Genomic DNA, 18,950 nt, shown 5'->3' on the forward strand with positions numbered 1-18,950 from the left:
AGGAGGTGACCGGCCAGCCGACGATCCCGGCGCTCAGCGCCTGACCAGACATGAAGATCACGCGGTAGCCGTCACACACCACGCCAGCGGGCTTGACCGTTCGGTGCCGGGCTGCTGGGGGTGACGTTCGGGTCGGGAGCCGTGTCATGAGGGCGTGTGACGATCCGGTGGTCGGTCAGCTGGACGAGCGGAGGAAGCGGTGGCCAGAACGGTGAGTCGGCAGGCGGCGGCGCTGACGAAGGCGCGGGAGCGACGCCGGGCGCTGGACGCCGCCCGCGATGAACACGACCGTCGGGTCGAGGAGGCGACGGCCGAGGCGCTCGTGGCCCTGGAGGCGCGAAGCGAGGCGGAGCAGGCCTTGGCGGTGGCGACGGCGGCGCTCGGCGAGACGCTGCGCACGCTGCTCGCCGAGGACGTGCCGGCCGAGCGGGCGGCCGCGCTACTGGAGCTGGACATCGCCGAGGTGCGGCGGCTTACGAAGATGACCGAACGACCAGCGGCCACTCAGGCGGGAGCGGCGGCGACGGGAGCCTCCGCGAGCTCTAGGTCGAGGGAGGTCGGGGGAGGCAGAAGTGCTTCATGCGATGAGTCGACCTTCAGGCACTGACCGTAGATAGGTGGAACCTGGGGCTGTTGTGTACCGGATGCCGGCGCGCCACTCGCCCGTTGGCCAGCGAACCCATTCGAACTGGGAGGCGGGGTACCACCGGCCGTCATCGTGCAGCACATGCACCGTTCGGGGCGGGTCGAAAGTGCGCCGGTCGGCGTTCGGGTCAAGCACGTCTGCTTCATCGGCAGCAGGGTGCGCTGTCATGCGCGTCGGGCGAGATTGCGTCAGGGGTTGAGCCCTTTCGCGCGTTTCGTCGACACGACGTCCCGCTCGACCGGCTTGCCGGGCGGCCCGGTGGCTCAGGCGAGCGCGGCCGCGGCGGGGGTCCGACCCCCCGGGGCGCCGGTGGCGCTGAGTACGGCGGCCAGGTTGTCGAGGGCGCCGGGGACGAGGGCGTAGTAGGCCCACACGCCGCGCTTCTCCCGGGTCAGCAGGCCGGCGTCGACGAGCACCTTGCAGTGGTGGGAGACCGTCGGCTGAGTCAGGCCGAGGGGCCCGGTGAGGTCGCAGACGCAGGCTTCGCCGGTGCTGCTGCCGGCGATCAGTGACAGCAGCCGCAGTCGAGCGGGGTCGGCCAGTGCCTTGAGCGTCTGGGCGAGAGCTGCGGCCGCGTCGGCATCCAGGCCGCCGGTCATGGGGGCCGGAGCGCAGGCGGCAGCGTCGGTCGGCTGGTCCAGCACGGTCAGAGCCGTCCGAGTTCGACTGCTGTTCACCTGGCCAGTGTGCCTGGGAGATTGACGCCTGTCGATGCCTCGTGCAAAGTCATCGACGGTGGTCGATGCCTGCTACCCCACGGCGCGGTCGTCGCCCGGGACCCGCACCGAACAAGAGAGGCTCGCCGAGTTCATGAGTGACACCGTCGCGGAGACCCCGCGGCCGATGACCGACCTCGAGACGCCGGTGATGGCCCGGCTGTCGACCCTGGACCGGCTCCTGCCGGTCTGGATCGTCGCCGCGATGGCGCTCGGCCTCGCCCTGGGCCGCTGGGTCCCCGGCGTGGACGACGCCCTGTCGGCGGTCGAGCTCGGCAACGTCAGTTTGCCGATCGCGATCGGCCTGCTGTTGATGATGTACCCGGTGCTGGCCAAGGTTCGGTACTCCGAGCTCGACCGCGTCACCGGTGACCGGAAGCTTCTCGGGGCGAGCCTGGTGCTCAACTGGGTGCTCGGGCCGGCGCTGATGTTCGCTTTGGCCTGGCTGCTGCTGCCCGACCTGCCGGAGTACCGGACTGGCCTGATCATCGTCGGCCTGGCCCGCTGCATCGCGATGGTGCTGATCTGGAACGACCTCTCCTGCGGTGATCGGGAAGCCGCCGCGGTGCTGGTCGCCATCAACTCGGTCTTCCAGATCTTCGCCTTCGCCGCGCTGGGGTGGTTCTACCTCCAGGTGCTGCCCGGCTGGCTGGGCCTGGAGACGACGTCGGCGGAGTTCAGCTTCTGGGCCATCGTCGTGTCGGTGCTCGTCTTCCTCGGCATCCCGCTGGTCGCCGGCTTCCTCACCCGCACGATCGGGGAGCGACGCCGCGGCCGGGACTGGTACGAGGGCACGTTCCTGCCCCGCATCGGGCCCGTGGCGCTCTACGGGCTGCTGTTCACGATCGTCATGCTCTTCGCGCTGCAGGGCGACGCCATCACGTCCAACCCCTGGGACGTCGCCCGCATCGCGCTACCGCTGCTGGCGTACTTCGCGCTCATGTTCGGCGGCTCGTTCCTGCTCGGCATGCGGCTGCGGCTGGGCTACGCGAAGACCGCGACGCTGGCGTTCACCGCGGCCGGGAACAACTTCGAGCTCGCCATCGCCGTCGCCATCGGCACCTTCGGCGTCACCAGCGGGCAGGCGCTGGCCGGGGTCGTCGGGCCGCTCATCGAGGTCCCTGTCCTCGTCGCTCTGGTCTACGTGTCGCTGTGGGCGGCACGGCGCTGGTTCCCCGGCGACCCCACCGTTCCCTCCACTGTTCGGAGTTCGCGATGACGACGGAGAAGTCCCTGCCGGGCCTGCTCACTCCGGAGGCCGCCCTGCACCGGTTGGCCGATGACCTGGCCGCCCGCTTCACCGGCGTGTTCGCCCGGGAGACCGTCGACCGGTACGTGTTCGAGTCCTACACCGCCCTGCGCCGCACGGCGAAGGTCACCACGCATCTGCCGGCGCTCACCTCCCGGTTCGCCACCGAGCGGCTCACTGCACTGGCCCAGGCCAAGGGCGCCATCACCACCGGCGTGCCCGAGGTGCTTTTCGTCTGCGTGCACAACCCCGGCCGGTCCCAGATGGCCGCCGGTCTGCTGAGCGCGCACGCGGCCGGGCGGGTGCACGTCCGCTCGGCCGGCTCCCTGCCTGCTGCCCAGATCGACGACGCGGTGACCAAGGCGATGGCCGAGGTCGGTGTCGACCTCGGCGCGGAGTTCCCCAAGCCGCTGACCGACGATGTCGTGCAGGCCGCCGACGTGGTCATCACGATGGGCTGCGGCGACGCGTGCCCGGTGTACCCGGGCAAGCGGTACCTGGACTGGGCCGTCCGTGACCCCGCCGGGCTGAGCATCGGTGAGGTCCGCGCCATCCGCGGCGACATCGACACCCAGGTCCGTGCCCTGCTGGCCGAGCTCGTTCCGTCCGCCTCCCTCAGCTGAATAGGGGTTCCTCCCGTGTCCGAGAAGCCCAGCGTCCTGTTCGTGTGCGTGCACAACGCCGGCCGGTCCCAGATGGCCGCCGGCTGGCTCACCCACCTCGCCGGGGACGCCGTCGAGGTCCGCTCGGCCGGCTCGCTGCCCGCCGACCAGGTCAACCCCGCTGCGGTGCAGGCGATGGCCGAGGTCGGCATCGACATCTCCGCTCAGCAGCCCAAGGTGCTCACCACCGAGGCGGTGCAGGCCTCCGACGTGGTCATCACGATGGGCTGCGGCGACGTCTGCCCGATCTTCCCCGGCAAGCGGTACCTGGACTGGGAGCTGGAGGACCCGGCCGGGCAGGGAGTCGACGCCGTCCGCCCCATCCGCGACGACATCGAGACCCGCATCCGCGGACTGCTGGCCGAGCTCGGCGTGCCGGCGCCACCGCCGACTCATCGCCGCCGCCGACGTAATCGTCACCCTCGGCGCCGAGGCCCGCATCGAGCCCGACCTGGTCACCGCCGTCGCCGAGGTGCGGCAGGGAACCCGGTTCCAGACGTGGGTGATCGACGAGCCGTCGAACCGGGGCATCGACGGCGTCGAGCGGATGCGGCTGGTCCGCGACGACATTGCCGCCCGCGTCGCCGATCTACGCGACCGGCTGCTCGCCGCCCCCGCCGGCTGAGAGGGGCTCACCGGGCCGGCGGTCGCGATGAGCGGCGGCGACGAGCCCCGTGCCCAGTGCCACCAGGCAGGCCAACGCGGTCAGCGCGCCGGTGCGGGACCCGACGACGTCGGCTAGCGCGGCACCGCCGAAGGGAGCCAGCGCAGCGGCAGCGGTGATCGGTGCGGCGAAGGCTCCGGCCAGGGAGGCGTAGCGGGCGGGGCCCCACTCCTCGGCGACGACGGTGGCCTGCAGCAGCGTGCCGGCCCCGCGTACCGCGCCGACCAGCACGGCCACCGCGATCAGCGCCCAGGTCGGTCCGGGCACCGCAGCCAGTAGGCCGATGGCGGCCGCCGACGCGGCGACAATGACCACGGCTCGGGTCGCCGGCGCAGTGCGGGCGCTCAGCGGGGCGTAGCCGAGACGGCCCAGCAGTTGTCCGGCGCCGAGCAGGCCGAGGGTGGTCGCGGCGAGCGAAGCGGACATGCCGCGTTCGGTCAGCAGCGGGATGAGCAGCGTGACGCTGGTGGCGTACAGCCCGAACGCGGTCAGCGTCAGCCCACCCGACAGCAGCCAGAACGGTCGGCTGGTCAGCACCGTGCGCACAGCACGATCGCTGGCCGGCCAGCCGGTTTCGTCGCCGGCCGTGGGATGCGCGGTGGGGCGATTGCCGTGCCAGGGGAGATTCAGGCCGCTCACGTGCAGCGGCACGGTCACCACGGCGAGCACACCGGCGAGAACGAGGTAGGTGTCGCGCCAGCTCAGCTGTTCCAGCAGCAGACTGGTCAGGGGCGCGAAGACGGTGCTTGCGAGTCCGGCGACCAGCGTCAGGGCGGTCAGCGCCCGGACCCGGTGCGGGCCGTACCAGCGGGTGAGCGCGGCGAACGCCGGCTGGTACAGGGTTGCCGACATCGCGATGCCGGCGACCAGCCACGCCGCGAAGAACCACCCCAGGCCCGGCGACAGCGCTATTGCGACGGTCGCCGCCGCCGCGAGCACCGAGCCGGTCGTCATCACCGGCCGCGGCCCGAACCGGTCCAGCCACCGCCCAACCGGAATCCCGGCCAGCGCCGAGGCGATCAGCCCGACGGTGAACGCACCGGTCGTCGCGGTCTCCGACCAGCCGGTGTCGGCGGTGATGGTGACCAGGGCGACGGGGAAGGCGTAGTACAGGACGCCCCAGCTGACGATCTGACCGACGGCCAGCACGGCGACGATGCGCCAGCCCGGGAAGGTGTGACTGTCCGCGCGGCCGCCCGCCTCGGAGCTGCCGGCGGCGGGCGTCACTCCCTCCCGCGATGTCACCACGCCAGGCTGCCCGAACTGCGGGTGGAGCCGGCGAGCGGCCCGCGACGGTAGCCGCGGGCCGGTCGCCGTGGGGTCAGCCGCAGCACGAGCCGCCCACCTGGCTACGCACTTGGGTCAGCGGCAGCAGACCCCCGTCGATGTCGGCGGCCCGGCCACCTTCCACGCCGGTGGCGAACCCGATCCGGGCCTCACCGTTGGCCCACGCTGCGTGTGCCGCGTCCACCTCGGCCGGGACCTCAGCCGCCGGGGCCGTGCCGCAGCAGCTGCCGCCGGGCGCGGCGGCGTCGTCGTCGGTCAGCGGAAGGGTCACCGAGCACACGCCGGTCTCGGGCAGCACGAGCTGCACCTCATCGGCGGCAGCGTCATCACCGGCCAGGTGGGCGGCGATCGAGCGAACCTGCTCGTTGCCGGTGGTGATCAGGAACGTCGGGGCACGGCCGTAGGACTTCATGCCGACCACGTAGAAGCCCGGCTCGCCAGGGTGGGCAAGCTCGCGGTGGCCGTGCGGTGGCACGGTGCCGCAGGAGTGGAACGCCGGGTCTACCAGCGGCGCCAGCTGTCGAGGCGCCTCGAGACCGGCGTCGAGGTCAAGACGGACCTCGCTCAGCATCGCCACGTCCGGCCGGAACCCGGTCGCCGCTGCCACGTTGTGCACGCCGGCCATGCGGCGCTCGCCGTCGGCGATCTGCCCGACCACCGTCACGGTGCCGTCACCGGTGAGCTCCAGGCCGGTGATGGCGAACCCGGCGTGGTGCTCGATGGCGCCGGATAGGACCAGGGAGTGCAGGTCGGTGCCCAGCTTGCCGCGGTCGGGCAGCTGGTCGGCCTCGCCGCCGCCGAACAGCCGGCGGGCGTCGGTGCTGCGGATCGCCCACACGACCTCGGTGCCGGGCTCCTCGCGGGCCAGCTGGGCCAGGTTCAGCAGTGTGTTGGCCGCCGAGTGGCCCATGCCGACCACCAGGGTGCGACGACCGGCGAAGCGGTCCCGGTCGGTGACCAGCACGTCGGGCAGCGGGCCGACCAGCACGCCGGCAGCCTCCGCCTCGGCCTCACCGACCGCCGGCAGCCCGGAGGCGCCCAGCGGGTTGCGCTGCCCCCAGGTGCCCGAGGCGTCGATGACCGCGGCGGCCCGCACATCGCGGACCGTGTCGTCGCGGTCCTGCACCCGGACGAGGAAGGGCCGCTGCTCGCGGCCCAGCGTGCGGGACTTGTCCAGCCCGTCGCGCGTCACCGCCACCACCCGCGTACCGGTACGGACCACGGCATCGCCGAGGACGTCGGCCAGCGGCTCGAGGTAGTCGGCGACCACCTCGGCGCCGGCCGGCGGGACGTCTCCGGCCGGGCGTGTCCACCCGGTCGGGGCGAGCAGCTTCTCCGCCGTCGGGTCGACGATGTACTGCCACGGGGTGAAGGTGCGGATGTGGCCCCAGGCGCGCATCGCGGCACCGACGTGGTCCCCGGCTTCGAGCACGAGCGGGGTCAGGCCCCGGTCGGTGAGGTGTGCGGCGGCGGCCAGGCCGACGGGGCCGGCGCCGATGACGACAACGGGCAGGCCGGTCTGCAGAGCAAGGGTGCTGGCGGGGGCGGGTGTGCTGGTCACAGGGACGTACCTCCGGTCAGTGGTCGGGTCAGGCGGTCGCGCAGCAGGCAGGGGAGACGCTGCGGCGGAGCCGGGCGGGGGCGTTGAGCGCGCGGCGGGTGGCTCGGGCCCAGCTGCTCGGGCGGCAGCAGGTCGCGATGGCGGCCCGGTGGGCGGCGCTCGCTTCGCGGCGCAGTTCGGCGCCGCGGGCGTCTGCCAGCAGCTCCAACGCATCGGGGGCGATCACGGTGGGGCTCCTCTTTCACTCCCAGCAGTGAGGCCGGGAGGGCGACCTGCTGGCGCACGCGTTGTGCAGCGCTACATTGACGTTCGTCAATACGACGCACAGTGCCGGACGTATCGACGGCTGTCAATGTGTGGCGGCGGCGATGCGCCAGAGTCTGAGGAGGGCACCGATGACCGTGCGGGAGCTGCCGGTGCTCGACCAGCCCGAGGTGGTTACCTGCTGCCCGCCGCTAGCCTCGACGGTGCTCAGCGAGCCGGACGCCGAGACGCTCGCCCGGCAGTTCGCGGCGCTGGCTGATCCGGTGCGACTGCGGCTGGTGTCGCTGCTGGCGACCGCGGAGGGAGGCGCAGTGTGCGCCTGCGACCTGGTCGAGCCCGCCGGTCGTACGCAGGGCACGGTCAGCTCCCACCTCGGCAAGCTGCGCGAGGCCGGGATCGTGGTCAGCGAGAAGCGCGGGCGCAACGTCTGGTACGCCGTTGTGCCCGCCGCGCTGGAGAACCTCCGCAGCGCTCTCGCGCAGCGCTGACGGCGGATTCGGTCGACGTGCGACACCGACGAAACGGGAGCACGTCCGGCCTCGGGGTACCGGCTTACGTGCCCTCGCTCGCCGGACTTTCCGCAGCCAAGGCAACCGAACGAGGCGGGGGGCGGTCCGACGTTGTCAGCGCCGCCCTGGCCGGACACCATGACGGCGTGCTCGCGCTACCGGCCGTCTTCGCCGCCGTCCCCGGTCTGCGTCGCTGCGGATGCTGCGGCGGCGTGGTCAGCCGCCGGATGCTGCGCCGTCTGGCCGCCACGCGCGGCGTCGGAATCTGCGCCGAGTGCGCCCACTTCGCGTCCGCTGCCCGGCACGGCTGACCGAAAGGATCCTCGTGCGAGTCGAACTGCTGTACTTCGATGGCTGCCCGAACTGGCGACTGGCCGACCAGCGGCTACGAGACGCGCTGACGCAGGCGGGCCGCGACGACGTGCGGGTGGAGCACCGCCGCGTCACCACACCGGAGCAGGCACAGGCTTCTGGATTCCGTGGATCGCCGACGGTGCTGGTTGACGGACGGGACCCGTTCGCAGACCCGGACGCACCGGTGGGGCTGTCTTGCAGAGTGTTCCGCACCGAGGCGGGGCTGGCCGGTGCGCCCACAGTCGAGCAGCTATTCAGGGTGCTGTCGTGAAGCTCCCGGGCCGCAGGCTCGCATCGGGCGGTGCTGAAGTGACGTGCGGCTGCTGTGGGCGGGACCGGCCCCGCACCGGCGTCCACGAACTCGGCGACACCCCCGGCGTGTACGTCTGCTGGCGGTGCGCGCTCTGGATGGCCGCACGGATTGGCCGCCGTCGCGAGCGCATGACCTGACGGCGGACCGTTAGGTGCTAAGAGTGTCGAGGACAACAAGCGGCTGGTCGCACGCGCCGTCGCCGGGATGATCAACGGGGGCAACCTCCACGCGGTCGGCATGTTCTGGCTGTCCACAATGACCGTGGACTCCTCCTACGCCGTCCACGTCATGCCGGCGCTCTTCCTCACCTCCTTCGGTCTCGGGCTGGCGTTCGTGCCCCTGACCCTGACCGCCGTCCCCCGGGTCGCCGAGGACCGTGCTCGGTGAGGTCGATCAGCTCGTCGTCGGACGTCAGCACGGCCAGCCCCTGCGGCGCCGATCTGCTGCGCCATGTTGACCAGGCGCCGAGGCCACGCCGGCCGCGATCGGCCGCCAACTGATGCTGGACACCGCCGAGATTCGGTGGCTGACGAAGGCGGCCGACCGGCCCCGCCCGCTGCCGCGAAGCCTTTCGCGAGATCAGGCGAAGGCACACTGCACGGCGCTCACGGCCAGTGCTGCGGTGGCGGTGGGCAACACGAGAGCGCCGGCCGCTACCGCGGAGCAGCCCGCCAGACGGCAGAGCCCGCTTCCCCCGATGCTGCCTGTGGAGAGCCGCTGGAGTCGCGCCGCAGTCAGGCGCCCGGCCATGGCGAGAGCTCCGACGGGCAGCGGCTGACCAGTCACGCGAGACAAGGCCTCGCGGACCGCGGACGGCCCGCAGCGGCGGGCGGCCCGGCTGTCCGCGGCCAATTCGACGATGTCCCGCGCCGCTTCGGGCGCTGCACGCAGCAGAGGGCACCACGGCAGAGCCAGGGCGAGCGTCTCGACGATGGCCAGGATGAGGTGGTGTCGGCCCCTGAGGTGGGCGCGCTCGTGCTCGAGCGTGGCGTGCACGGCCGCGGGCGTCAGTTGATCCCGCAATCCCCGGCTCATGACGATCAGACCGGAGCGTCCGCCGATGGAGAGTGCCAGGGGGCGCTCGTCCTCGATCCAGAGTGGGTCCTGCGTCCGGCAGCCGGCGGCCAGCAGGCGCAGCTGCTGCATGTGCGGGGCGTTGCGCCGCCGACGCTGAAGTCTTCCGTGGACTACGAGGCCGACTCTGGCGACGACGAACGTGGCAGCCACCACGCCCGCGGCGGCGACAGCCTCCGCGGTCCCTGGCAGGACTCCGGAGGAGAGGGCCATCCAGCAATTTCCGGCCAGGCCGAAGGCGCCGGCATGATGCTCGTCGACGGGCAGGGCCACCAGGCTGAGCATGACGAACAGCGAGGCGACGAAGCCCAGCGTCGACAGAACCCAGCCGGTGAGCAGGATCGTTGGATCCACGCGCCGATCCGCGAGCCACGTCAGCACGCGGTGGCCGTGCCAGCCGAACAGCAGAGTGCCGGCGACGAGAGCAACGAGCGCCGTCACAGTTCGGAGCTCCGCTTGGAGAGGCCGTCACGCAGGACTTCGGATTCCTCGTCGGTCGCGGTTTCGGCGAAGTGCAGCAGGACCGACCGGGGATCCTCCGACGCCTGGAGGATCTCTCGCAGTGACGCCGCAGCCGCTGCTTCCCGGCTTCGTGCCGGGAGGTAGCTGTACGCGCGGCCGACCGCTTCGCGATCCACCATCCCCTTGCGGTGCAGCGTGCTCAACACCGTCATGACCGTCGTGTAGGCCAGGTTCCGCGTCACGGGCAGCCGTTCGAGAACCTCCCGCACGGTCAGTGCGCCGTCGGCCGACCACAGGACGCCCATGACGGCCGCCTCCAGTTTGCCCAGCGGTGGCACCGGTGCTCCTTCGTTAGCGCCCGAGCACGCTCTCCATGCGATGGAGCGGTGGAGTCGTGCCCGGATCGGACTTGTGCGCCCGGCGGTTCATCAGTCGCCGCACCCTACTGGCAGTCAGCGGGAGAGGACCTCTTCCCAAGATGGCCTCGGCGGGACGCATAGGTCGGGGCACTCGGACCGACTGAGCAGCAACTATTTGCCCCGCATAGTTGTCACGGAACGGTCACGGACCAATGTTGGCCAGGCCCGGTTCGGCAGTCGTCCTCCGCACACGGAGGCCCGTCCGGGCGCCGCCGAACCCAGGACGGGCGACCGTCCGGGACCGGGGACCCACCGCAGTACTGGGGTGAATCCTGCGCGCCGAACTGCCGGCCGCAGGTAGGGCGTCTTCCAGCCCGAATCCGTCAGCTAACTCGGTAGGCGGCACTGGAAGACAGGAGAGCCGCCCTCGTGGCGACTGCCCACCGCCCCTGCACGCCTTCCTGCCGATCCACCCGACACTGGCGAAAGCGCAGCCTGCTGCTTGCTGTCATCGCCGTCGTCGGAATCGATCTCGCTTCCGCGCCTGCCGCCGCAGCGGCCCCGGGTGACCCCGCCACAGCCGAGGACGCAGCTTCTCTCGTTGCCGACCGCGGCCATCAGCTGGAAGTCCTCACCGAGGAGTTCAACGAGGCGCGGGAGCACCTCGAGTCCCAGCAAGCCGCCGCGGAAGCGGCCGAGGACGAAGTCGCCGCGGCCGAGGCGGAACTGGTCGTGCTCAGCGACCAACTGGCAGGCGTCGCACAGACCGCGTACACCGGAGACGGATTCGGCGCCCTCCGGGCGTTCATGACCAGCGGATCCCCCGAGGAGTTTCTCGATCGGGTCGCCCTCCTCGAGTCAGTGGCGGGTCACCACAACGACGTGGTCGACCGGGTCGCCAGCGCTCAGGCTGCGGCCGAGGAAGCGCAGCTCTCGGCGCTGCGGGCCGCAGCCGAGGCTCAGCGGCAGGTTGACGAGGTCACCGCACAGCAGGCAGACCTCCAATCAGAGATCGCCGAATACCAGGCCCAGTACACGGCGCTGACAGCCGCTGAGCAGGACGAGGCCGACGCCGCGCACGGCGGACGGACGCTGTCGGCGCCGCCGCCCGGTGCAGTGGTGGCCAACAGCGCTGCGGCGCAGACTGCCGTCGACACCGCGATGGCCCAGCTCGGGGACCCCTACGTCTGGGCCGCGGCGGGACCCGACTCCTTCGACTGCTCCGGGCTGACCCAATACGCCTTCGCCGCAGCCGGGATCTCGCTGCCGCACTCCAGCAGGATGCAGGCCACCATGGGTCAGGCGGTCTCGAGGGCTGAGCTGCAGGCGGGGGACCTCGTCTACTTCTACAGCCCGGTGAGCCACATCGGCATCTACATCGGCGGTGGACAGATGGTCCACGCATCTACGTTCGGTGAACCCGTCAAGGTTGGCTCCGTCGATATGTCGGGTTACGCGGGGGCGCGGCGCATCGTCTGAGGGCTGGGCCGCGAACAGTCGCCGGGAGGCGGACCGCCTCGGCGGCCCGCCTCCTGACGACAGGAAGTACTACGCGGCCTAGTAGTCTGGGTCAGTCGTTGGGGGGTGGCATGTCGACGCGACGTATGTGGGTGCTGCTGCTGCTCGCTGCTGTCTTCTCCATGCACGGTGTTCAGTGCATGGCGGCCGACATGGACGCCGGCCACGGGACGGCGGCATCCGCGATGACCGTGGTCCACGGCGCCGCGTTGGCAGAGCCGCTCTGGCCGGCGTCCACGGTCGTGGGGCATCAGTTGTCCGGCGTCGTCCCGGGCGGGGCCTCCGTCGCCGCCATGTCCGGTCTGCCGCACGAAAATCCGCCGATGCCCGGTGCCGCCTTCGGGGCGGTCTGTCTCGCGGTGCTGCTGACCGGCGTGGTCCTGCTGGGCGTGGCTGCGCTGGTCCGACGAGCGCCAGTGTCCATCGTCCGCGCCAGGGCGCCTTCTGCGCTGTGGCACACCTGGTGGTCCAGGCTCCCGCGGCCACCGGATCTCTCCGCTCTCTGTCTCCTCCGGATCTAGGCCGAGTGCCCCGACCCGCCAGCCCATGTGCTCGGTCGGGTCCGTGCTGCACGCCTATGACACCAACCCAGGAGACTTGCAATGACGCGCACCACCGCTCGACTTGTCCGCCTTGCCGGCGGCCTCATGGCAGGCGCCATCGTGCTGGCGGGCTGCTCCAACGACGGCGAAGGCTCCAGCACCGGGAGCAGCTCCGAGAGCAGCGCCGCCGCCGATACCTCGGCCGACGACGCCACCGCCCACAACGACGCCGACGTGGCCTTCGTCCAGGGCATGCTCCCGCACCACGAGGGGGCCCTCCGCATGGCTCAGCTCGCCGATGGGCGGGCCTCCGACCCGAGGGTGATCGACCTGGCCAATCGCATCGAGGCCGCGCAGGGGCCGGAGATCGAGACGATGACCGGCTGGCTCGAAGCGTGGGGCGAGCCACTGCCCGAGGACGACATGGGCGGCATGGACCACGGCTCCGGCGGCATGGACATGGAAGGCATGACCGAGGAGGACATGACGGCGCTGGATTCCACCTCCGGCGCTGAGTTCGATCGCATGTTCCTCGAGATGATGATTCCGCACCACCAGGGCGCCGTGGACATGGCCGAGACCGAGATCGCCGACGGTTCCAATCCGGACGCCGTCGATATGGCACGGGAGATCGTCGAGTCTCAGACCGCTGAGATCGAGGAGATGCAGACGCTGCTGACTGAGCTGGGCGGCTGACACCGCGACGGGTGGCGCTGTTCCGGATGCGGGACAGCGCCACTCGTCGACAGCTTCGCGCTTCGGCCGAAGGGCCGAACGCGCCCTCAACGTCAGCCTCTCCGTCTCGAAGGACTACTCATGCACGCTGGCATGCGTCGCCCAGTTGGATCTGTTCGTGCGTCTCGCCGTCTCGCACTCGTGGTCGTCTCGGCCCTGTTCGTCACCCTCACCGGTTGCTCGTCCAGCGACGTCGACCAGACGACGCCCGGGACTCGCTACGAGTTCAACGGCGCTACCCCTGCTGGCCAGGCGATCGAAACCACCAGTCGCGCGGTCGCGCCATCCTTCAGTGGCGAACTTCTCGATGGCACCCCGTTCGACTCGGCCGACCTGGCTGGGGATATCGCCGTGATCAACTTCTGGGGATCGTGGTGCGCGCCCTGCCGCGTCGAGACTCCCGAATTCCAGGACGTCTACGCCGAGCTCCGTGACGAAGGCGTGCAGTTCCTCGGCGTAGACGTGAAAGACGACCGGCAGATGGCCAGCGCCTTCATGACCAAGGTGGGCGCGGAGTATTCGTCGATGTTCGACCCGCGGGGCGAGGTCGCGATGGCCTTCCGTGGCTTCCCGGCCAACGTCGTCCCGTCGACCATCGTGCTCGACACGGAAGGACGAGTGGCTGGTGTCTATACCGGGGCCGTGACACGAGATGACCTTCAGTCGGTGCTGTCAAGCCTCCTGCAGGAGACCGGAGGATGACCGACCTCGGAAGCATGTTCGCCGGCATCGTCACCGATGGGTCGTTGCTGGTGGCTTTCGCCGTCGCGGCGCTGGTCGGACTGATCAGCTTCGCCTCACCCTGCTGTCTGCCCCTGGTCCCGGGATACGTCGGCTACATCGCGGGGCTTGCCGGAACGGCCGTCGAAGCGGAAGAACCGGGGGGACAGAGAGCCGGACCCGCTCCCGGGACGGGGGCCGCAGCCGCCGAGGCCGGTACGGGCGCCGTCAGGACGGCGGTTCGCAGCCCCGGCAGACGAAGGATGCTGATCGGATCCCTGCTCTTCGTCGCCGGCTTCAGCGCAGTGTTCATCTCTTTCGGCGCCCTGTTCGGTGGCCTGGGTCGGCTCCTGCTGGAGTGGGCGCCGGTGCTGACCCGGGTGGCCGGTGTCGTGACCATCGGCATGGGGTTGGCATTCCTCGGCGCCCTTCCCTGGTTGCAGCGGGAACGCCGTCTGCACCACCGGCCGTCCGGCGGCCTGGCCGGCGCGCCGGTGCTCGGAGTCGTCTTCGGGCTGGGGTGGACGCCGTGCCTGGGACCCACGCTCGCCGCGGTCAACACCCTCGCCTACACGGAGGCCTCCGCGCTTCGCGGCGCAGTGCTCGGGTTGGCCTACTGCCTCGGCCTGGGAATCCCTTTCGTGGCGATGGCGCTCGGTGCCCGCCGCGTCGTGGGCGTATCGACCTGGGCGCGCCGACATGCCCGCACCGTGACACGGATCGGCGGCGGCCTGTTGATCGTGCTCGGCATTCTGCTGCTCACGGGTTACTGGGATCGATTGATGTTCTGGCTTCGGGCATGGCTCGCGGCCACGGGATGGGGAGAGTCATTTCTGTGACCGACAAGTACTCATTGACGGGGCTGGTGCGGCGTCCCTTGGTCGTCACGGCAGCAGCGGTCGCCTCCGCGCTGCTCGTCGCTGGTTGCACCTCCTCGTCCGCGCAGTCGGAACCCGAGGCGGCTGAGGCAACGGCCGGAATGCTGCCGTCGAGCCACATCCACGGTGTCGCGATCGACCCAGCCGACGGGCGACTGCTCCTGGCCACGCACGACGGGCTCTTCGAAGTGGGTGATGACGGCGAGTCGACCCGCAGAGGTCCGGTCATCGACTTGATGGGCTTCGCCGTCCGCGGACCGGGGCACTTCCTGGCCTCCGGGCATCCCGGGCCGGGTGTCGACCTACCAGAGCCGGTCGGGCTGATCGAGTCGACGGATGGCGGCCGGACGTGGGAACCGCGATCCCGGCAGGGCGAGTCCGACTTTCATGCGCTGACGGTCAGCGACGCGGGGGTCCTCGGTTACGAGGGCTCACTCCTGCGTAGCGCCGACGGAGATGAATGGGAGCAGCTACTGATACCGGCCGCTCCGGCGTCCCTTGCCGCGGCACCCGACGGGCGGACGGTCCTCGCTACCACCGAACAAGGTCTCCTCAGCTCCCTCGACGGCGGGGGCTCGTGGGTCCGGAACGACGGTACGCCGCTCCTCCAGGTGGTCGACTGGGCTGACGACGGCATGAACGTCGCGGGGGTGGACCCGTCCGGTTCGGTGTGGACGAGCGCGGACGGAGCCATGACCTGGCAGCCGGGACCCCGGCTGGGATCACCGCCGCAGTCAGTGGCGGCAAGCTCCTCGGCGGAGGGCTCGCTGCGGATCGCCGTCGTCACGACTACGGCGCTGGTGGAGTCGGACGATGGCGGACTGACTTTCGATGTCGTCCTGCAGGACTGAGGCACGGCGGGGCGCCCGGCGCCTTGTAGGGCCCCCGCAGGCCCTCCGGGACCGTGCCGCCCGGGTCCTCCTCGAGGAGCGCTGAGAGTGTCTTGCGCTCTAACCCCCGGGGGGTATAACGTTCGCCTGTCGATACTGGTGGGGGGTATTTGAACCGGCGCAGGAGGATGACATGGACCACGTAGAGGCGGGCAGTGCTCACGGCTACATCCAGCGCAGGGACGACTACCTCAAGCGCCTTCGCCGGATCGAAGGGCAGGTCCGAGGCCTCCAGCGCATGGTCGAGGAGGAGCAGTACTGCGTCGACATCCTCACGCAGGTGTCGGCGACCACGAAGGCTCTCCAATCAGTCGCGCTCGGACTGCTCGAGGAGCACATGAGTCATTGCGTTGTGCGGGCGGCCGCAGTCGGCGGCGCCGAAGCCGACGTGAAGATCCGCGAGGCGACCGAGGCCATCGCCCGCCTGGTCCGCTCCTGAGACGGAACCACCCGAACCAGCACCCACGGCAATGCACGCCCCCACAAGGAATCGAAAGGACCATCCGAGATGAGCACCGCCACGTACAAGGTCGCCGGCATGACCTGCGGCCACTGCGTCAACTCCGTGACCGAAGAGGTCAGCCAGGTTCCCGGCGTCACCGACGTCAACGTCGACCTCGCCACCGGTGGACTCACCGTCAGCACGGTGGCCGATGTGGACGACGGTGCTGTGCGCGCCGCCGTTGAAGAGGCGGGCTATCAGGTGGCCGAGCCCGCCAACCTGCTCGCAGGGGCTGGTGGCCAGACGTCCGGGTGTGGCTGCGGCTGCAGCTGAAAGTCTGCGCCCGGAAGCCGGTCGCGGGGTACCGCTAGGGGAGGGAGCTTCATGTGAGCACTCCGGCCAAGGTCGACGCCTACCTGGCGGGTTTCCTCATCGTCTTCGCTGCGGCCACCGGCCTCGGCGGCGTCGTCGGGCCCGTCGGTCCGGCTGGTGACCAGCCCCCGTCACCGGCACATACCGACGTCCGCCACGCGGGCGGCGGCACCGCAGGCAGCTGACCGAAACCGGCCTTGTGCCGGCACGGCCGGGGCGGTGCCCCTTCGGGAGGCGCCGCCCTGTGGGTGCCGGACGTGGCGCAGCTGAGCATCCTCATCAAAGGCCCGAAGGTGCTGGAGTCCACCCCGGGTCGACACCGTCGTCCTGAACCAGACCGGGACCGGGACCACCGGCCGGATGCCCCTGCTCGAGTCACCCCCGTCGCCGGTGAGGACTACATTCACCACTTAGCCCACCACCGTCATGGGCATGTGGCCGGCCTTACCGCGATCACTCCGACGCGCACTCCCGCAGGGCCGAACCCTCGAAGTCTGGGACGGCGCGGGCCTGCGCCTCCTCGGGCGTGGCGGCCTCCCCGTTCTCCTCGATGTCCTGGATCAGCCACTCCATCTCGGCGATCTCCCGCTCCTGGGCCCGGATGATCTCGACGGCGAGCTGGCACACCCGGACGTCGGTGATCTCGGCGCGCTCGGACCGGGTGATGGCCAGCGAGTGGTGCGGGATCATCGCGCTCATCCAGGCGGAGTCCTGCACGGTGGCCTGGCTGCGGTCCAGCGCGATGCCGCCACCCAGCAGCAGCAGGCTCGCCGCCACGATGGCGATGTTGCCCTTCAAGTTCTTGTACATGTTGAGCATCCACGCGAGCATGATCAGCCCCATGGTGCCGCCCATGGTGACCGCCATGAACACGCGGCTCTCGCTAAACCGGACGTGGCTCCACTCCCACGTGCCGGCGAACATCGTGAAGTACATGACGACCATGGACGTCGTGATCATGGCTGCGAAGCGCAGGTACATCTTCGAATCGTGGGACATGCCGCCGTCCTGACCGTGTTCCTTCGCCTCGTCACTCTTCTTGGTCGCCATGGATGCGATCTCCGTCCTTGCTGTCGCCGGTGGGGGAGGAACTCCGAAATCAATGACTGCACCGTCACGCGAGCCGTTCGCCGCAGCCGGTGACGTCACATGTGCGTGGTTGCAGCAGCCCGCGGCCGCGGCGCCGGACCGCTGCATGGTTAGACGTTGGTCGATTGGAGTACGCCGGTCGTCCGCATGCCCGTACGGTCGTACGGACAAACCGGAGAGCCGACATTGCGGTCGGAGCAGCTGGCGTTGTGCTCACGAAGAACTCGCTATCAGCGCCCGAAGGGGTGTACCCGTTGGCGGCGTCCCGGAAGAGTCTTCTGAGTTCCATCGACGCAGCGCCTTCGCAGTCGTCGGGTGGGTGCAGCAGTCCCTTGCGGACGACTACGCCGTCGAGGTCCACGCTGGTCGGGGATAATTTGTCCGGCATCGACCGGGCGACACAGTGCGCGACGTCGGACGACTGGACAAGGAGTCCGACGAGGTGGGCGTCTGCGGAGGCGATGGCGTGCGGGTTGTCCGTTGACCACGGCGCCCTCGTCAAGTCGTTCGGTGGCAGCTCGACCTCTAGTGCGCCGCTGGAGCGTTGGTTCGGCCCCGGGGCGTCGTCTAGGCCGCCCCTGGCCTTGGCGCCTCCGGGGCCGACCTACCGTGCAGTCTCCGTCAGCCCAGTGAGCTGATGAGGTCTCGGCACGCCTGCTCACAGCGCCGGCAGGCCTCGGCGCAGACTCGGCAGTGCTCGTGCATCGAGGCGTGGCTCTCGCACTCGTCGCCGCACGCCTTGCAGGCGGCCGCGCAGGCCTCGAGGACCGCGCGGGTGAGGTTGGCGTCGTAGCCGGTGTGCCGGGAGAGCACGCGGCCGGTGGTGTGGCAGATGTCGGCGCAGTCGGTGTTGGTGCGGATGCACTTCGTCAGCTCGGCGACCATGTCTTCGCTGAGGCAGGCGTCCGCGCAGGCGGTGCAGGCCTGGGCGCACTCGAAGCAGGCCTCGATGCAGGCCAGCAGTTTCTGCTTGTCCACCCCGCCGAGGTCCTTGGGGTAGGTGTCGAGCATCTGGGCTGCCACGGTCATGGTTACTCCTGGGGTCTCGGCGCCGGACGGCTCGGATGCCGTTCGGGACTGTCGCCGACAAACTCGGCGTACCCGCAGACCCGTACGGGCATGAGCGGCCTGGAGGTGTTTCTCGAATGTCCGAACCTGGCCACGCCCATCCGGTCGACCCGGAACGTGTCGCGCACGCCCGAGCTCGCCTGCCCAGTCGGGAGGACGCCGCCCAGCTGACCAGCGTGCTGAGCCTGATGGCCGATCCCACCCGGGCCCGCGTGCTCTTCGCGCTGGACATGGTCGAGGAGCTCTGCGTCGGCGATCTCGCGCTGGCCCTGGAGGCCAACGAGGACGCCGTGGGGTACGCGCTCCGGTTGTTGCGCACGGCGGGACTGGTGACCAACCGGAAGCAGGGGCGCGTCGTGTACTACCGCCTGGCAGAGGGTTTCCCCGAGCCACTGCGAGAGCACTGCCTGCGTCAGTTGGTCGTTCTCTCGGAAGCGGCGCCGGACGACGACTGACAGTTGGTGTGTCGGGTCCGCCGCAGTTGCCAGGCGGGGGCGGTCGTCGCCGCGCGAACGTCCTCGGCCACCCCTACAGTCGGCCACACCCGGACGTTCGTGCGGATGTTGTGCCGTTCGC

26 protein-coding genes, 1 pseudogene and 1 riboswitch are annotated in these 18,950 nt (G+C 70.5%); of the genes and pseudogenes, 19 read left to right on the plus strand and 8 right to left on the minus strand.

Annotated features, from left to right (window positions below):
- The first annotated feature begins 199 nt into the window (after nucleotides 1-199).
- Complete coding sequence (locus E9529_RS17480) at nucleotides 200-607, plus strand: hypothetical protein (RefSeq protein WP_236832546.1); 408 nt, start codon at nucleotides 200-202, stop codon at nucleotides 605-607.
- 302 nt (nucleotides 608-909) lie between these two features.
- Here E9529_RS17480 and E9529_RS17485 read toward each other — a convergent pair whose 3' ends face one another.
- A complete protein-coding gene (locus tag E9529_RS17485) occupies nucleotides 910-1,323 on the minus strand; it encodes a metalloregulator ArsR/SmtB family transcription factor (RefSeq protein WP_236832547.1) in 414 nt (137 codons plus the stop codon).
- A 166-nt stretch (nucleotides 1,324-1,489) separates the two neighbouring features.
- Here E9529_RS17485 and arsB point away from each other — a divergent pair, with 166 nt between their 5' ends.
- From arsB to E9529_RS17505, 4 genes and pseudogenes are all read left to right on the plus strand, one after another.
- A complete protein-coding gene (gene arsB, locus E9529_RS17490; protein ID WP_374201369.1) occupies nucleotides 1,490-2,581 on the plus strand; it encodes an ACR3 family arsenite efflux transporter in 1,092 nt (363 codons plus the stop codon).
- Nucleotides 2,578-3,234, plus strand: coding sequence for an arsenate reductase ArsC (locus E9529_RS17495; protein WP_236832548.1), 657 nt, complete (start codon nucleotides 2,578-2,580; stop codon nucleotides 3,232-3,234). Before arsB ends, E9529_RS17495 begins: the two co-directional genes overlap by 4 nt.
- A 15-nt stretch (nucleotides 3,235-3,249) precedes the next feature.
- Nucleotides 3,250-3,651: pseudogene (locus E9529_RS17500) on the plus strand (arsenate reductase ArsC); the annotation flags it as partial.
- Nucleotides 3,652-3,745: 94 nt separating this feature from the next.
- Nucleotides 3,746-3,898, plus strand: coding sequence for a hypothetical protein (locus E9529_RS17505; protein ID WP_236832578.1), 153 nt, complete (start codon nucleotides 3,746-3,748; stop codon nucleotides 3,896-3,898).
- Here the strand turns inward: E9529_RS17505 and E9529_RS17510 are convergent.
- From E9529_RS17510 to E9529_RS17520, 3 genes are all read right to left on the minus strand, one after another.
- Nucleotides 3,863-5,182: an MFS transporter gene (locus E9529_RS17510; protein ID WP_236832549.1), complete on the minus strand. Its 1,320-nt coding sequence runs from the start codon at nucleotides 5,180-5,182 to the stop codon at nucleotides 3,863-3,865. The two genes, E9529_RS17505 and E9529_RS17510, sit on opposite strands and share 36 nt — an antisense overlap.
- A gap of 76 nt (nucleotides 5,183-5,258) precedes the next feature.
- Nucleotides 5,259-6,785 carry an NAD(P)-binding domain-containing protein gene (locus E9529_RS17515; protein WP_236832550.1) on the minus strand — a complete coding sequence of 509 codons (1,527 nt, stop codon included), beginning with the start codon at nucleotides 6,783-6,785 and terminating at the stop codon, nucleotides 5,259-5,261.
- Nucleotides 6,786-6,813: 28 nt separating this feature from the next.
- Entirely contained in the window at nucleotides 6,814-7,011 is a 198-nt protein-coding gene (locus E9529_RS17520; protein ID WP_236832551.1) for a hypothetical protein, read from the minus strand.
- A 169-nt stretch (nucleotides 7,012-7,180) separates the two neighbouring features.
- On the opposite strand from E9529_RS17520, the gene E9529_RS17525 reads away from it, so the two are divergent.
- The 4 genes from E9529_RS17525 to E9529_RS17540 all read left to right on the plus strand — a co-directional run bounded on the left by E9529_RS17525 (nucleotide 7,181) and on the right by E9529_RS17540 (nucleotide 8,612).
- Nucleotides 7,181-7,537, plus strand: a complete 357-nt coding sequence (locus tag E9529_RS17525; protein WP_236832552.1) for a metalloregulator ArsR/SmtB family transcription factor — start codon at nucleotides 7,181-7,183, stop codon at nucleotides 7,535-7,537.
- 167 nt (nucleotides 7,538-7,704) lie between these two features.
- Nucleotides 7,705-7,869 (plus strand): hypothetical protein, encoded by a 165-nt coding sequence (locus E9529_RS17530; RefSeq protein WP_236832553.1) that lies wholly within the window; start codon nucleotides 7,705-7,707, stop codon nucleotides 7,867-7,869.
- A gap of 14 nt (nucleotides 7,870-7,883) precedes the next feature.
- Nucleotides 7,884-8,183 carry a thioredoxin family protein gene (locus tag E9529_RS17535; protein WP_236832554.1) on the plus strand — a complete coding sequence of 100 codons (300 nt, stop codon included), beginning with the start codon at nucleotides 7,884-7,886 and terminating at the stop codon, nucleotides 8,181-8,183.
- Between the two features lie 246 nt (nucleotides 8,184-8,429).
- On the plus strand, nucleotides 8,430-8,612 hold the full coding sequence (locus E9529_RS17540; protein ID WP_236832555.1) for a hypothetical protein: 183 nt from the start codon (nucleotides 8,430-8,432) through the stop codon (nucleotides 8,610-8,612).
- A gap of 192 nt (nucleotides 8,613-8,804) precedes the next feature.
- Here the strand turns inward: E9529_RS17540 and E9529_RS22800 are convergent, their stop codons facing one another.
- Both E9529_RS22800 and E9529_RS17550 read right to left on the minus strand, forming a co-directional pair.
- Nucleotides 8,805-9,740, minus strand: coding sequence for a M56 family metallopeptidase (locus tag E9529_RS22800; protein WP_236832556.1), 936 nt, complete (start codon nucleotides 9,738-9,740; stop codon nucleotides 8,805-8,807).
- Complete coding sequence (locus tag E9529_RS17550; RefSeq protein ID WP_236832557.1) at nucleotides 9,737-10,099, minus strand: BlaI/MecI/CopY family transcriptional regulator; 363 nt, start codon at nucleotides 10,097-10,099, stop codon at nucleotides 9,737-9,739. Before E9529_RS17550 ends, E9529_RS22800 begins: the two co-directional genes overlap by 4 nt.
- A gap of 281 nt (nucleotides 10,100-10,380) precedes the next feature.
- Nucleotides 10,381-10,537: riboswitch (cyclic di-AMP (ydaO/yuaA leader) on the plus strand.
- 12 nt (nucleotides 10,538-10,549) lie between these two features.
- Here E9529_RS17550 and E9529_RS17555 point away from each other — a divergent pair.
- The 9 genes from E9529_RS17555 (at nucleotide 10,550) to E9529_RS17595 (ending at nucleotide 16,402) form a co-directional block, all read left to right on the plus strand.
- A complete protein-coding gene (locus E9529_RS17555; protein ID WP_236832558.1) occupies nucleotides 10,550-11,599 on the plus strand; it encodes a C40 family peptidase in 1,050 nt (349 codons plus the stop codon).
- 131 nt (nucleotides 11,600-11,730) lie between these two features.
- The gene (locus E9529_RS17560) at nucleotides 11,731-12,159 is read left to right on the plus strand and encodes a hypothetical protein (RefSeq protein WP_236832559.1); all 429 of its coding nucleotides are present in this window, start codon (nucleotides 11,731-11,733) and stop codon (nucleotides 12,157-12,159) included.
- A gap of 81 nt (nucleotides 12,160-12,240) precedes the next feature.
- On the plus strand, nucleotides 12,241-12,876 hold the full coding sequence (locus tag E9529_RS17565; protein WP_236832560.1) for a DUF305 domain-containing protein: 636 nt from the start codon (nucleotides 12,241-12,243) through the stop codon (nucleotides 12,874-12,876).
- A 180-nt stretch (nucleotides 12,877-13,056) separates the two neighbouring features.
- The gene (locus E9529_RS17570) at nucleotides 13,057-13,617 is read left to right on the plus strand and encodes a TlpA disulfide reductase family protein (protein ID WP_236832561.1); all 561 of its coding nucleotides are present in this window, start codon (nucleotides 13,057-13,059) and stop codon (nucleotides 13,615-13,617) included.
- Nucleotides 13,614-14,474, plus strand: a complete 861-nt coding sequence (locus E9529_RS17575) for a cytochrome c biogenesis CcdA family protein (protein WP_236832562.1) — start codon at nucleotides 13,614-13,616, stop codon at nucleotides 14,472-14,474. The genes E9529_RS17570 and E9529_RS17575 overlap by 4 nt, the downstream gene beginning before the upstream one ends.
- Nucleotides 14,471-15,364, plus strand: a complete 894-nt coding sequence (locus E9529_RS17580) for a F510_1955 family glycosylhydrolase (RefSeq protein WP_236832563.1) — start codon at nucleotides 14,471-14,473, stop codon at nucleotides 15,362-15,364. The genes E9529_RS17575 and E9529_RS17580 overlap by 4 nt, the downstream gene beginning before the upstream one ends.
- A 172-nt stretch (nucleotides 15,365-15,536) precedes the next feature.
- Nucleotides 15,537-15,842, plus strand: a complete 306-nt coding sequence (locus E9529_RS17585; RefSeq protein ID WP_236832564.1) for a metal-sensitive transcriptional regulator — start codon at nucleotides 15,537-15,539, stop codon at nucleotides 15,840-15,842.
- 69 nt (nucleotides 15,843-15,911) lie between these two features.
- Nucleotides 15,912-16,178: a heavy-metal-associated domain-containing protein gene (locus tag E9529_RS17590; RefSeq protein ID WP_304505669.1), complete on the plus strand. Its 267-nt coding sequence runs from the start codon at nucleotides 15,912-15,914 to the stop codon at nucleotides 16,176-16,178.
- A 53-nt stretch (nucleotides 16,179-16,231) separates the two neighbouring features.
- A complete protein-coding gene (locus E9529_RS17595) occupies nucleotides 16,232-16,402 on the plus strand; it encodes a hypothetical protein (RefSeq protein WP_166532732.1) in 171 nt (56 codons plus the stop codon).
- A 268-nt stretch (nucleotides 16,403-16,670) separates the two neighbouring features.
- On the opposite strand, the gene E9529_RS17600 is transcribed toward E9529_RS17595, so the two are convergent.
- Together E9529_RS17600 and E9529_RS17605 are read right to left on the minus strand one after the other, a co-directional pair.
- The gene (locus tag E9529_RS17600; protein WP_236832565.1) at nucleotides 16,671-17,216 is read right to left on the minus strand and encodes a DUF305 domain-containing protein; all 546 of its coding nucleotides are present in this window, start codon (nucleotides 17,214-17,216) and stop codon (nucleotides 16,671-16,673) included.
- 711 nt (nucleotides 17,217-17,927) lie between these two features.
- Complete coding sequence (locus E9529_RS17605; RefSeq protein WP_236832566.1) at nucleotides 17,928-18,335, minus strand: four-helix bundle copper-binding protein; 408 nt, start codon at nucleotides 18,333-18,335, stop codon at nucleotides 17,928-17,930.
- A 116-nt stretch (nucleotides 18,336-18,451) separates the two neighbouring features.
- Here E9529_RS17605 and E9529_RS17610 point away from each other — a divergent pair, with 116 nt between their 5' ends.
- Complete coding sequence (locus tag E9529_RS17610) at nucleotides 18,452-18,829, plus strand: helix-turn-helix transcriptional regulator (protein WP_236832567.1); 378 nt, start codon at nucleotides 18,452-18,454, stop codon at nucleotides 18,827-18,829.
- Nucleotides 18,830-18,950 lie beyond the last annotated feature (121 nt).

The organism is Blastococcus sp. KM273128, from assembly GCF_021698975.1.
In the GTDB taxonomy this organism is placed as follows: domain Bacteria; phylum Actinomycetota; class Actinomycetes; order Mycobacteriales; family Geodermatophilaceae; genus Blastococcus.